A 12,584-nucleotide genomic window follows, 5' to 3' on the forward strand; every position below is an offset into this window, starting at 1 on the left:
TCAGTCCTTCGGCAGCTCGCGGCGAACGATCTTGCCCGTGGGGTTGCGGGGCAGCGTGTCGAGGAAGACGACGTCGCGGGGCACCTTGAACCGGGCGAGGTTGCCGCGGACGAAATCCTTGAGGTCCTTGGCCAGGGCCTCGTCGTCGGTGGGGGCGCCGCCGTCGATCACGACGAAGGCGCGCAGCCGCTGGCCGAACTCGGGGTCGGGCACGCCGATCACGGCGGCCTCGACCACGTCGTCGCGGGTGACCAGCAGGTTCTCCACCTCGAGCGGGTAGACGTTCTCGCCGCCGGAGACGATCATGTCGTCGTCGCGGCCGTCGATGTGCAGCAGGCCGTGCTCGTCCCAGTGGCCCATGTCGCCCGACGAGAGGTGGCCGTCGATGATCTGCTTCGTGCGGCCGTCGCTGTAGCCCTCGAAGGGCGCGCCGGCACGGACGAAGACGCGGCCGCGCTTGCCGACGCCCTCGACGAGCGCGTCGTTCTCGTCGTACAGCCGGACGGTGGTCAGGACCGGGGGCTTGCCGACGGTGCCGGGAGCGGTGCGCAGGTTGCGCGGCGTGGCGACGGTGGCGACGGCGACCTCGGTGGAGCCGTAGACGTTGTAGAGGACGTCGCCGAAGACGTCCTGGAACCTCTCCGACAGCTCCGGGGAGACGGCGGACCCGGCGACGACGACCGACTTCAGGCAGCTGGTGTCGTACTTCGCGAGGGTCTCCGCGGGCAGGCTCAGCATGCGGGTGAGCATGGTCGGCACCGCGACCAGCATGTCGGCGCGGTTGTCCGCGATCAGCTTCAGTGTGTTCTCGGGGTCGAAGCGGCGCATCGTGACGGTGGTGCACCCGACGGACATCCCGGCGGACCACATGGCGAAGCCGGTGGAGTGGAAGATCGGCGAGGCGACGACGATGGTGCCGCGGCGGCGGAACGGGATGCGGTCCACGAGCATCGCGGTGGCCAGCGAGGGCACCTTGCTGCGCGTGGCGCCCTTGGGCAGGCCGGTGGTGCCGGAGGTGAGGATGATGAAGCCGCCCTGCTTCTCGGGCGGCGGCACGCGCTTGGCGTCCCGGCCGGCGGCCAGCTGGTCGATGGTCTGGGCGCCCTCGGGCACCGAGTCGGCGTCGTCGACCCAGGTCAGATAGCGGGGCATGTCATCGGGCAGCGCGTCGAGCAGCGCCGTGAACTCGCTGTCGTGGAAGACGGCCTGCACCTTCTCGCGCTCGCAGACCTCGGCGAACTGGGGCTTGGCGAAGCCGGTGTTCATCATGGCCAGGCGCATGCCGGCGCGGGCCGCGGCACTGATGATGAGCAGCAGGCCGCGGTGATCGCGGGCGAGCACGGCGATGACGTCGCCCGACTTCAGGCCGGAGGCGCGGAGCCCGCGGGCCAGCGCGTTCGACTGCGCCTCGTACTGCGCGTAGGTCAGGGAGCCGCGCTCGTCGACGATGGCGGTGCGATCGGGGTTCTCGGCTGCGCCCTTGATCACCAGGGCGGCCTGCGGGCCGTACTGCCGGTTGTAGCCGAGCGCGCGCAGCGCCACGTCGGGGCGCGCGGGGTCGACGACCCGTCGCTGCAGCATGCGCGTGAGGGCATGGCCCTGTGCGAACAGATCGGAGACCAGGCTCGTTCCCATGACGACGATGATAGAGGCATCGTCCGCGCTTTGTTGAGGGGGCTTCAATAGTGGTCCGGATCGTCGGACCACGGGCGGATCAGGGCCGGGTGAACCGCTCGTCGCGCCCGAGCTTGCGCAGCCGCAGCCACTCGCGGAAGCCGGCCACGTCGCGGCGCTGCACCAGGAAGAACCAGCCGAAGCGCGCCCACTCCTGCGGGATCAGTCTGCGCATCCCGGGTTGGGACTGCAGGTAGCCGCGGTTGCGGTAGGTGAAGAAGCGCTTGGTCTCGTTGTCGGGGTACTGCGTGTGCATGCGCCCGCCCAGGATCGGCCGGAACTCGTCCGCGCCGTTCGGGTGCAGGTAGGCGGTGGTCAGGCAGGTGCCGAAGGGCAGGCCCGAGCGCACCAGCCGGCGGTGGATCTCCACCTCGTCGCCGCGGATGAACAGCCGCAGGTCGGGCACGCCGACCGCCGCGACGGTGTCCTTGCGGAACAGCGCCCCGTTGAAGAGGGAGGCGATCCCGGTCAGTACGTCGTCCGACGGTGCCTCGGGGTCGATCAGCTCGGAGCGCTTGCGCCGCCAGACCAGGCCGCGGCGCAGTGGGAAGGCGAGCGTCTCGGGATCGTCGATCGTGGCGACCACGGGGGAGACCTCCGCGAGGCCGTGCCGCTGCGCGCACTCCAGCAGCGTGGCCAGGACCTTCGGCCCCTCGGGGCGGCCGTCGTCGTCCGCGAGCCAGATCCAGTCGGCGCCCAGCGCGAGCGCGTGCAGCATGCCCAGCGCGAAGCCGCCGGCGCCGCCGAGGTTGAACTGCGAGGGCAGGTAAGTGGTGGGGACGGGCTGCGCTGCGACCAGCGCGCGCACCTGCTCCTGTGCCGCGTTGTCCACCACGATCAGGTGGTCGACGGGGCGCTCCTGCGAGCTGAGGACGTCGAGCGACTTCGCGAGCAACTCCGCGCGGTCGTGCGTGACCACCACCGCGACGACGGTGCTCCGGTCGTCAGTCATCCTCGGCCGCGATCTTCTCGAGGACCGTGCGGACCTGCAGTCCGGCCTCGGCGCCCTCGTAGGCGGTCACGACCTCCTCGATACCGCCCTCCTGGCGGATCTGGCCGTGATCGATCCACATCGCGCGGTCGCAGAGCTGCGCCAGGAACTCGTTCGAATGCGAGGCGAAGACGAGGATGCCCGAACGCTCGACCAGCGCCTGCAGGCGCTTGCGGGCCTTGCGCATGAACTCCGCGTCGACGGCGCCGATGCCCTCGTCGAGCAGCAGGATCTCGGGATCGATCGAGGTGACGACGCCGAGGGCGATCCGGACCCGCATGCCCGTCGAATAGGTGCGCAGCGGCATGGAGAGGTAGTCGCCGAGCTCGGTGAACTCCGCGATCTCGTCCGCCTTGCGCTGCATCGACTTGCGGGTCTGCCCGAGGAACAGCCCGCGGATGATGATGTTCTCCATCCCGGAGATCTCGGGGTCCATGCCGACGCCCAGGTCGAAGACGGGGGCCACGCGACCCTTGACCGCCGCCGTGCCGCGGGTGGGCTCGTAGATGCCGGCCAGCAGGCGCAGCAGCGTCGACTTGCCGGCGCCGTTGTGGCCGACCAGGCCGACGCGGTCGCCCTCGTCGAGGCTCATGGTGATGTTGCGCAGGGCCTCGACCACGACGACGTGGTCGTCGGCCATCACCGTGCCACCGGCCGAACCCATCACGGCCCGCTTGAGCGACCGCGATTTGGCGTCGAAGACGGGGAAGTCGACGCAGGCGTCCTGCGTCCGTATGGAAACGCTCATCTCACACCCAATACGCGACTCGGGAACGGAACTGCTTCATGAGCACCAGCATCAGCGCGATTCCGACGACGGTGCAGCCGATCACCACGTACCAGTGCTGGGGATCGAAGGGCTTGCCGGTGAGCGGCCCGCGGACCATCTCCAGGTAGTGGTACAGCGGGTTCAGCTTCACCAGCTTCGCGCGCTCGGTGTTGCCGCCCGGAACGGTGTCGAGCGTCCACACCACGGGGGTGATGTAGAAGAGCAGCTGCGTGAGCGCCGTGAGCAGCGGCGCGATGTCGCGGAACCGGGTGGCCAGGATGCCGAAGGACATCGAGACCCACACCCCGGTGATGGCGAGCATGCCGATCGCGGGGATCAGGCTCAGCTGCGTCCACGACCACTGCTTGGGCGGGAAGATCGCCAGCACGATCACCAGGATGATCGCGTTGTGGGCGAGGAACAGCAGGTGCCGCCACACCAGCCGGTAGACGTGTACCGACAGCGGCGAGGGCAGCTGTTTGATCAGTCCCTCATTGGCGATGAAGACCTCGGCGCCGTCGATGATCGAGCTCTGGATGAACGCCCAGAGCACGAAGCCGACGGTGAGCTGTGGCAGCAGGACCTTCACGTCGGCGCTCAGGAGCACGGACCACAGCAGCGCGAGCGCGCCGGCGGTGACGCCGGTGGCGATCGTGATCCAGAACGGGCCGATCACCGACCGGCGGTAACGCTGCTTGATGTCCTGCCAGCCCAGCTCCAGCCACAGCTCGCGGTGCACGGTGGCACCGTCGACGAGGTCCCGGATCGCGCGCCGGAAGGTGCGCGAGTCCGAGACGAGTGGCGCCGGTTGGGCGGCGTTGGGGCTATCGACGGGCACGAGTCTGAAGGGTACCCGTCGTCGCCATCGGTCCAGCGGAGGTCGACGGTCCCCGGTCGCCCCGCCTCGGGATCGGCGCCGGTCTCACAGGTACTGGCCGTGGCCCGTCTGCGACTCGGGGCCGGGCGTCATTCCCGGAGGCAGTGCGCCCTGCCGCATCTGCTCGAGCTGCGCGCGAGCGGCCATCTGCTGGGCGAAGAGCGCCGTCTGGATGCCGTGGAAGAGGCCCTCCAGCCAGCCGACGAGCTGGGCCTGCGCGATCCGCAGCTCCGCATCCGACGGGGTCGACTCGTCCGTGAAGGGCAGCGCCAGGCGCTCCAGCTCCGCCTGCAGGTCGGGGGAGAGCCCGTCCTCGAGCTCCTTGATCGACGTGCGGTGGATGTCCTTGAGCCGCGCGCGGCTGGCCTCATCGAGCGGCGCGGCGCGCACCTCCTCCAGGAGCTGCTTGATCATGGTGCCGATCCGCATCACCTTGGCCGGCTGCTCGACCATGCCGTGCAGTTCTTCGGCGGCATCGGTCTCGTCGGATCCGTCGGCCGCGCCGGTACCTGCCCCTGCGGGGATGATCTCCACCTCGTTGCGATCGCTCATAGCACCATTCTGGCAGCTCGACGCGGGCGGCCCAGAAGTCGTCCGAGGGGCGGTGTAATCTGCGAGCCAGTGAACACGTTCTCAGAAGGCCAGGGTGCACCCGGCCGGACCTCGTCGACTGCGGTTGCGGTATCCGCATTCGACGTCGCCCGCGTCCGGGGGCTCTACCCTGCCCTGGGGGACGGATGGATCCACTTCGATCCGCAGGCGGGCGCCCAGATTCCGGGCGCCGTCTCCTCCGCGGTGGCGAGTGCTTTCCGCGGATTCGTGAGCAACCCCTACGGCGTTTATGCTGCGGCTGCACACACGCGCTCGATCGTGCAGGCGGCCCGCGTGGCGGTGGCGGATCTGGTGGGCGGAAAGCCCGAGGGAGTGGTGCTCGGGCCCAGTCGGGAGCAGCTCCTCAACTCTTTGGCGGAGTCGCTCAGCGCGCGGCTGGGCCTGGGGTCCGAGATCGTGCTGTGCCGCCTCGACGACGATGCCAACCAGTCGCCGTGGTTGCGAGTGGCGGATCGCGGCGGCGGGCGCGTGCGCTGGGTCGAGGCCGACATCGAGACCGGCGAGGTCCCGGCGTGGCAGTTCGAGGAGCTCGCCGGCCCGTCCACCTCGGTGATCGCGGTCTCCTACGCCTCCTCGACGATCGGCACCGTGATCGACGTGGCGGCGGCTGCCGCGGCGGCGCACCGCGTGGGTGCGCTGCTCGTGGTGGATGCGACGAGTGCCGCGCCGTACGAGTTGTTGGACATCGAGCGCCTGGGTGCCGACGTCCTGCTCGTCAGCGCGAACAGGTGGGGCGGCCCGCAGGTCGCCGCGATGGCCTTCCGTGACCCGTCACTGATCGGCCGACTGCGCGGGGTCAACCCGGACCGCAACCTGACGGGGCCCGAGCGCTTCGAGGTGGGCGAGCACCAGTACGCGATGCTGGCCGGACTCATCGCCTCGATCGATCACCTGGCCGGACTGGACGAGTCGTCCGTGGGCACGCGCCGTGACAGGCTCGAGCAGTCGATGTTCGGGCTGCGCCAGTACCAGCAACGGCTCCTGTTCTACTTGCTCAACTCCCTGGCATCCGCGCCGCAGGTCGCGATCATCGGTCGTGCCGAGCGGCGAGTGCCCACGGTCTCGTTCACGATGCCGGGCGTGCCCGCGGCCAAGGCGGCGAAGCGCCTCGCGGACAACGGCGTGTGCGCCCTGTCCAACGTGCCCAGCCGGTACTTCGCCGGCCTGGGTGTGCCCGAGTACGGCGGCGCGGTCACCGTCGGGCTGGCGCCGTACTCGACCCCGTACGACGTGGATCAGCTGGTCCGCGCCCTCGCCTCCCTGGGCTGATGTGAATCTGCCGGCCCTGGCGGGCGCGTTCGGCGCGGGGCTCGTGGCCGGTCTGGGTGCGGTTCTCCCTCTGGGGGCCATGGGGATCCTCCTGCTGAACGAGGGCTCCTCGCGAGGGTGGCGGCGGGCGGTTCCCGCCGCGCTCGGTGTGGGCGTCGCGGACCTGCTGTTCGCGATCGTCGCGCTCGCGGCCGGCACCGTCGTGGCGCCCGTCGTCGAGGGCTGGGAGCCGTGGCCGTCCATCATCGGCGGGGTGCTCCTGCTGGTCGTCGCGGTGGTCCTCGCCCGTCAGGCTCAGCGGCCCGCCCCGAAGGACGACGACACCGAGTCCTCCCGTGCCGGTACGGGCCTGGCCCGGTTCGGGATGTTCTTCGCTCTGACGGTGGTCAATCCGTTCCCGCTGGTGTACTTCGGTGCGATCGCCGTGGGATTCGGTGAGAGTCTGAGCCGCATGCCGGTGGCGACGGCGTTCGCGCTCGGCGTCGGGATCGCCTCGGTCGGTTGGAACCTGGTGCTGGTCTCCCTCGGCGCAGTACTGCGTGCTCGGTCCACGGACCGGATCCAGCGCATCGTGACCGCGGTCGGCGCGGCGATCTCCGCCGTCGCCGGCGTGGTGATGCTGGTGCTCGCGTTCGTGTGACGTTTGCGCGTCAGCCGATCGCGGCGCGGTACTCCTCGGACTCGAAGAACGGGGTGAGCCGACGGCGGAGGAGATCCTCGATCACGCCGCGCTCGTCGAGCGTGGCGATCACGGGCGGGCCGAAACGCAGGGCCTCCTCGATCATGTCCTCGCGCCCCACACCCAGCTCGGCGAGCAGCTCGTACAGCGAGGCATCGCCGTACTTGTCGAAGACGTGGTCGATGCCCTCGTCGAGCAGTGCGCGGAAGTAGTCGGTGTCGCGGAAGGTGCGCCAGAACTCGAAGATCAGGACCACGACGTCCTCGAGGTCCCCGTCGGTGACCACGCCGCGGTAGTCGGCGAGGACGCTGCCCCGCTGCCGGCGCCAGAAGTCTCGGACGGCGTCCGCGAGGGTCTCGTCGCCCTCGACGGCCACTCGCCGCAGAGCGAAGCGCACACCGCGCCGCGCCGCCGCGTCGGCGCGCTGCCCGATCGTGGGCAGTGCAGGGCGCAGCGCGCGGGCCGCCGCACCGGCGACGGTGCGCGTCACCGCGTTCCGCGCCAGGGCGCGGGTGGCGTCGTCGGCGGCGGAGGATGCGGCGGCGTGCAGAACCGAAGCGACCGCGTCCTCGGTGGCCGGGCTCTCCGACACCGCTTGCACCACGCGTCGGGTGAGGTCCATCTCGGTGACGGTCGTCAGCAGCTTCTCGAAGCTGTGGCTGTCGATCACCTCCTCGAGCCGGGTGGTCTCGTTGACGGCGTGCCCGTGCAGGCGGCCCGCGATCTCGCCGACGAGTTCGGGGATCGCGCCCTCGACCGGTACCTGCACCGCGTACTTCGCGGCGACGGCCTTGATCATGTCGGGCGTTACGGCCTCGGCGAGCGTCAGCTCGGACGCGACGGCGAGCGCGTGGTCCACCTCGTCGATCACCAGCGAGTGGTAGGAGGTGTCCCGGAGTTGCTTGCGCGCGAACGTGATCTGTGCTTCGAGGAGGCGGGTGGCGAGGTCGTCGATCATGGCGTCAGCAGGACCTTTCCGACGGATTCGGGGGAGTTCAGGAGCTCGTGCGCCGCCTCGGCATCGGCGAGCGGCAGGCGTGCGGAGACGACGGGGCGCAGCGTACCGTCGGCGAAGAGGGGCCAGACCTGCGCGCGGACCGCGGCCACCACCTCGGCCTTTCCGTGCGGTCCGTCGGCCGGGCGACCCCGCAGGTTGGTGGCGCTGACGCGGCCCCGCTTGCCCAGCAGCGCACCGATGTTCAGCTCGCCGGTGGCGCCGCCCTGCAGCCCGATGATCACCAGTCGGCCCTGCGGGGCGAGCGCCCGGACGTTGCGCGGCAGGTACTTGGCACCCATGATGTCGAGGATCACGTCGGCCCGGTCGCGCAGGATCTCCGCGAAATCCTCGGCGTGGTAGTCGATCACGATGTCGGCACCCAGCTCGCGGCACCGCTGTGCCTTGAACTCGGAGCCGACGGTTACCGCCACCGTCGCACCGAGTGCCTTGCCGAGCTGGATGGCGTGGGTCCCGATCCCGCTGCCGCCGCCGTGGATCAGGAGCGTCTCGCCGGCGCGGAGCCCGGCCTCGGTGACGACGTTCGAGTGGACCGTGCAGGCGACTTCGGGCAGGGCCGCGGCGTCGATGAGGGAGACCCCGGTGGGAATGGGGAGGCACTGCGCCGCGGGGGCCACCGCGTACTCGGCGTAACCACCGCCCGACAGCAGCGCGCAGACCTCGTCGCCGTGCTCGAGGTCCTCGACTCCCGGTCCCACGGCGTCGACGGTGCCGGAGACCTCCAGTCCGAGGATGGGGCTGGCTCCGGGCGGCGGAGGGTAGAGGCCCCGGCGCTGCATGAGGTCGGCCCGGTTGACCGCCGTCGCGGCGACGGCGATGCGCACCTCACCGGGGCCCGGCTCCGGGGTCGGTAGGGCGATGAGCTGCAGGTCCTGCGTGGTTTCGTCGACTCCGATCGCCCTCATGGTTCATGGGTAGCACACCGGGCGCGATCGTCGCGCGCAGTGTGGTGTCGGTCCCGGTTCCGCAGGAACTGGTTGCGGTGGCTCTCGATGTGTTACAAGTGAAGGAACATTCTGTCACTTGACGTGGTGGTGCTACCGGTGAGGAGACCGGCTGCGTCATCGCACTCCGCACAGTGCCCCGCCGAACGCTCCGAGCCTCGAAGGATCCCAGTCATGACCGAAGCCGTCATCGTCGACATCGTCCGCACCCCATCGGGAAAGGGGAAGCCGGGCGGCGCACTGCATCCCGTGCACCCCGTCGACCTGTTCGCGGGCGTGATCTCCGCCCTGATCGAGCGCAACGATCTCGATCCCGTTCTCGTCGAGGACGTGATCGGAGGGTGCGTCCAGCAGGTCGGGGACCAGGCGCTCAACATCGCGCGGGTCGCGTCACTCGCGGCGGGCCTGCCCATCGAGACGCCCGGCACCACCATCGACCGTCAGTGCGGATCCTCCCAGCAGGCGGCGCATTTCGCCGCGCAGGGCGTGATCGCCGGCGCGTACGACGTGGTGATCGCCGGCGGCGTCGAGTCCATGAGCAGGGTGCCCATGGGTACCAGTTCTGCCGGTGGAGCGCCCTTCGTGCCGCTCGCCGCCCGCTTCCCGCGCCTGCCGCACCAGGGCATCGGTGCCGAGTTGCTGGCTGCACGAGGAAAGTTCGATAGGGAGGCGCTCGACGCCTTCGCCGCCGAGTCGCACCGCCGTGCCGCCGCCACCGCGGCCGCGGGTGGTTTCGATCGGGAGATCGTGCCCGTCGCGCTGCCCGACGGTGGCTCGCACACCGTCGACGAGACCGTGCGCGCTTCGACCACCGCGGAGGGGCTGGGCGGCCTGAAGCCCGCGTTCGCCGATCCCCGGTTCGCCGAGCAGTACCCCGAGATCGACTGGTCGATCACGCCGGGCAACTCGTCGCCGCTCACCGACGGTGCCTCCGCGGCGCTGATCATGAGCGCTGAGAAGGCCGAGGCTCTGGGGCTGACCCCGCGGGCGCGGTTCCACGCGTTCTCGGTGGTCGGCTCGGATCCCGAGGTCATGCTCAGCGGCCCCATCCCCGCAACGCACAAGGTGCTCGCCCGGGCCGGCCTGCGCGCCGAGGACATCGACGCCTTCGAGGTCAACGAGGCCTTCGCCTCGGTGCCGATGGCCTGGGCCGCCGAGTTCGACGTCGATCCCGCCCGCCTGAACCCCCGCGGCGGCGCCATCGCGCTGGGGCACCCGCTCGGCGCGTCGGGCACCCGGCTTCTCGCGACGCTGGTCAACCATCTCGAGCAGACCGGCGGCCGCTACGGCCTGCAGACGATGTGCGAGGGCAACGGCATGGCGAACGGGACGATCATCGAGCGTCTCTGAGCGGTGAGTCGCCGGTGGGTCCGGTATCGTACGGCGCTAGGGAAGCGTGGCAGAGCGGCCGAATGCACTCGCCTTGAAAGCGAGCGTGGGTGAAACCACCGGGGGTTCAAATCCCTCCGCTTCCGCAGGTCAGGATGAATTCTGGGCGGGTCTATTGATCCGCCCTGAACTCGTCTCCTGGCATTCCCAACAATGATCGGGAATTCGCGCCGCTGCGCTGGTCAGCCGCGGGCCTGGACTCCGTTCCGGCCGGCGCACATGCAGTCCCTCGACATCTGGATCCTCGTGACATTGCTCCCGACGAAGTAGACGCGGTCCGACTGATCGGCGGCGGACCACACCATCTCGTCGCCGGAGAACATCCGGACGCTGAAGGTGAGGCCCCCGGCCTCGTTGTCCGCCCACAGCCGGACGTTGTGCGCGGGGTGTCCAGGGGTGAAGTAGACGGTCGTCCCGAGGCCCGGGTCTCGGAACTCGAAGTTGGGGCCGCGGCCGTAGGTGATCGTCTCCGCAGATGCTGTGGTGCCGACAGTGGCGGCGGCGAGGACGGACAGAGCGAGTGCGGCACCGAATCGAGTGGACTTGTTCATGGCATCCCATCCTGTGACGAGCGGAGTCCGGTGCGAGAGGCCTCGAGCTTCATGTGCCACCGGTCTTGAGGTAGTCGGGCGGAGTCGGCCTCGCGCCCTCACCGACGAGGTTTCCGTATCCGACTTAAGGCGCGGTTGGGTGGCTCTTGCGTGCGCCCGTTACGTCGCGCAGGTCGCCTGGGGGCCCTTCTGCCGACCTATGGTGAGCTGGCAGTCGTGTACCGGCGGTGGCAACGAGGCTGGTCGGTGGACCGGCGCGGCCGGGAAGTGAGACTATCGAAGCATGTCGTCGGAACCGTCTCCCGGAACTGAGAATCCCGCCCTCGCGGCCGAAGCGCGCGTCGCGCGGACGGCGGTCACCGTCTTCCCCCTCCTGGTCCTGGTGGCGGGCGTGGTCGGCTACCTGACGCCGAGCACGTTCAAGCCGCTCGCGCCGTCGGTGCCGTACCTGCTGGGCGTGATCATGTTCTGCATGGGGCTCACGCTGACCCCGCCGGATCTGGCGTCGGTGGCGAAGCGGCCCTGGGCGGTCGTGCTCGGCATCGTCGCGCACTACGTGATCATGCCGGGCGCGGGCTGGGTGATCGCGCACGCACTGCAGCTCGAACCCGAGCTGGCGGTCGGCGTGATCCTCGTGGGCTGCGCGCCGTCGGGGACGGCGTCCAACGTCATGGCATTCCTGGCCAAGGGCGACGTGGCGCTGTCCGTGGCGGTCGCGAGCGTCTCGACGCTCATCGCGCCGATCGTCACGCCACTACTGGTACTCGCGCTCGCGGGTTCCTACCTTCCCATCGACGCCGGCGGCATGGTGCTCGACATCGTCAAAACCGTTCTCCTGCCGGTGATCCTCGGTGTCCTGGCGCGACGGTTCGCGAAGAGCATCGTCGCGCGGGCGCTCCCGATTCTGCCCTGGGCGTCCGCCCTCGTCATCGCGTTCATCGTCGCCATCGTGGTGGCGGGCAGTGCGAGCAAGCTCGCCGCGGCGGGCGGCATCGTCTTCCTCGCGGTGGTGCTGCACAACGGTTTCGGCCTCGGTCTCGGCTACCTGGCCGGCAAGGTCGGCCGCCTCGACGACCGCGCCCGCCGCGCGCTCGCCTTCGAGGTCGGGATGCAGAACTCCGGCCTGGCTGCGACCTTGGCCACGGCGCACTTCTCGCCGCTCGCCGCCCTGCCCTCGGCGGTGTTCTCGCTGTGGCACAACGTCTCCGGTGCCATCGTGGCAGCGTGGCTCGCTCGCAGGCCGATCCGCGACGACTCGCGCGTCGTGTCGTCGTGACCGAAGGGGCCGTTCAGCCCGCCCGGTGACGCCGCACCGCCTCCCGGCTGCCGCAGCGCGGTGAACAGTACCTCTGCCGGCCGTTGCGGGAGACGTCGGCGAACACCGCGTCGCAGTCCGACGATGCGCACCGGCTCAGCCGGTTCATGCCGCGCGTGGTCAGGTGGAGAGCCGTGCCGGTCAGGATGAGTACGGCGAGCTGGCCGGTCAACGTGGCGCCCGACTCGCGGTAGTGGATGTGCCAGCCGGAGCCCGCGTGGTCCGTGAGCCGGGGATGGGAGGCGTGCTCCGCGAGCAGGGCGTTGAGCCGCTCGACCCGCGCGCGCACGTCGTCTGCGTCGACGACGGTGAGCCAGGCGTCGATCAGCGCACGGCACCCGGCGAAGTCCTCCGGCCGCACCTCCTCTGCCAGCATGTCGTGCGCATCGCACCGTCGGAGCAGGTCGGCGAGGTCGACGGGCGGATCGTTCGCCAGGTCGACAGCGAGCAGAATCGGCCCCTCGCCGTAAGGGTTGATATGCACAAGGCCATTACAGCA

At 70.1% G+C, this 12,584-nt stretch carries 13 protein-coding genes and 1 tRNA gene; 5 read left to right on the plus strand and 9 right to left on the minus strand.

Features of this window, described 5'->3' with window-relative positions; translation table 11 throughout:
• The 5 genes from FK268_RS09990 to FK268_RS10010 all read right to left on the minus strand — a co-directional run bounded on the left by FK268_RS09990 (position 1) and on the right by FK268_RS10010 (position 4,863).
• The gene (locus FK268_RS09990) at positions 1-1,635 is read right to left on the minus strand and encodes an acyl-CoA synthetase (RefSeq protein ID WP_146433616.1); all 1,635 of its coding nucleotides are present in this window, start codon (positions 1,633-1,635) and stop codon (positions 1-3) included.
• Between the two features lie 79 nt (positions 1,636-1,714).
• Positions 1,715-2,626 (minus strand): galactofuranosyltransferase GlfT1, encoded by a 912-nt coding sequence (gene glfT1 / locus FK268_RS09995; RefSeq protein ID WP_146433618.1) that lies wholly within the window; start codon positions 2,624-2,626, stop codon positions 1,715-1,717.
• Positions 2,619-3,413 (minus strand): galactan export ABC transporter ATP-binding subunit Wzt/RfbE, encoded by a 795-nt coding sequence (gene wzt, locus FK268_RS10000; protein ID WP_146433620.1) that lies wholly within the window; start codon positions 3,411-3,413, stop codon positions 2,619-2,621. Before wzt ends, glfT1 begins: the two co-directional genes overlap by 8 nt.
• Position 3,414: 1 nt before the next feature.
• The gene (wzm, locus tag FK268_RS10005) at positions 3,415-4,272 is read right to left on the minus strand and encodes a galactan export ABC transporter permease subunit Wzm/RfbD (RefSeq protein ID WP_146433622.1); all 858 of its coding nucleotides are present in this window, start codon (positions 4,270-4,272) and stop codon (positions 3,415-3,417) included.
• Positions 4,273-4,356: 84 nt separating this feature from the next.
• The gene (locus FK268_RS10010; protein WP_146433624.1) at positions 4,357-4,863 is read right to left on the minus strand and encodes a bacterial proteasome activator family protein; all 507 of its coding nucleotides are present in this window, start codon (positions 4,861-4,863) and stop codon (positions 4,357-4,359) included.
• 69 nt (positions 4,864-4,932) lie between these two features.
• Between FK268_RS10010 and FK268_RS10015 the strand changes: the two genes are divergently transcribed.
• Both FK268_RS10015 and FK268_RS10020 read left to right on the plus strand, forming a co-directional pair.
• Positions 4,933-6,192, plus strand: coding sequence for a cysteine desulfurase-like protein (locus FK268_RS10015; protein ID WP_146433626.1), 1,260 nt, complete (start codon positions 4,933-4,935; stop codon positions 6,190-6,192).
• A gap of 1 nt (position 6,193) precedes the next feature.
• On the plus strand, positions 6,194-6,832 hold the full coding sequence (locus tag FK268_RS10020; RefSeq protein ID WP_146433628.1) for a LysE family translocator: 639 nt from the start codon (positions 6,194-6,196) through the stop codon (positions 6,830-6,832).
• Between the two features lie 10 nt (positions 6,833-6,842).
• Here the strand turns inward: FK268_RS10020 and FK268_RS10025 are convergent, their stop codons facing one another.
• The gene (locus tag FK268_RS10025) at positions 6,843-7,829 is read right to left on the minus strand and encodes a hypothetical protein (RefSeq protein WP_146433630.1); all 987 of its coding nucleotides are present in this window, start codon (positions 7,827-7,829) and stop codon (positions 6,843-6,845) included.
• Positions 7,826-8,791, minus strand: a complete 966-nt coding sequence (locus tag FK268_RS10030) for an NAD(P)H-quinone oxidoreductase (protein ID WP_146433632.1) — start codon at positions 8,789-8,791, stop codon at positions 7,826-7,828. The genes FK268_RS10025 and FK268_RS10030 overlap by 4 nt, the downstream gene beginning before the upstream one ends.
• A 213-nt stretch (positions 8,792-9,004) precedes the next feature.
• Between FK268_RS10030 and FK268_RS10035 the strand changes: the two genes are divergently transcribed.
• Positions 9,005-10,180: a thiolase family protein gene (locus FK268_RS10035; protein WP_146433634.1), complete on the plus strand. Its 1,176-nt coding sequence runs from the start codon at positions 9,005-9,007 to the stop codon at positions 10,178-10,180.
• 40 nt (positions 10,181-10,220) lie between these two features.
• A tRNA-Ser gene (locus FK268_RS10040) sits at positions 10,221-10,305 on the plus strand.
• A gap of 96 nt (positions 10,306-10,401) precedes the next feature.
• Here the strand turns inward: FK268_RS10040 and FK268_RS10045 are convergent.
• Positions 10,402-10,770 (minus strand): hypothetical protein, encoded by a 369-nt coding sequence (locus tag FK268_RS10045; protein ID WP_146433636.1) that lies wholly within the window; start codon positions 10,768-10,770, stop codon positions 10,402-10,404.
• Between the two features lie 283 nt (positions 10,771-11,053).
• Here FK268_RS10045 and FK268_RS10050 point away from each other — a divergent pair, with 283 nt between their 5' ends.
• Positions 11,054-12,046, plus strand: coding sequence for a bile acid:sodium symporter family protein (locus FK268_RS10050; RefSeq protein ID WP_146433639.1), 993 nt, complete (start codon positions 11,054-11,056; stop codon positions 12,044-12,046).
• Between the two features lie 13 nt (positions 12,047-12,059).
• Here FK268_RS10050 and FK268_RS10055 read toward each other — a convergent pair whose 3' ends face one another.
• The gene (locus FK268_RS10055; protein WP_146433641.1) at positions 12,060-12,569 is read right to left on the minus strand and encodes a CGNR zinc finger domain-containing protein; all 510 of its coding nucleotides are present in this window, start codon (positions 12,567-12,569) and stop codon (positions 12,060-12,062) included.
• Between the last annotated feature and the right edge of the window lie 15 nt (positions 12,570-12,584).

This window comes from Tsukamurella sputi (assembly GCF_007858445.1).
Classification (GTDB): domain Bacteria; phylum Actinomycetota; class Actinomycetes; order Mycobacteriales; family Mycobacteriaceae; genus Tsukamurella; species Tsukamurella sputi.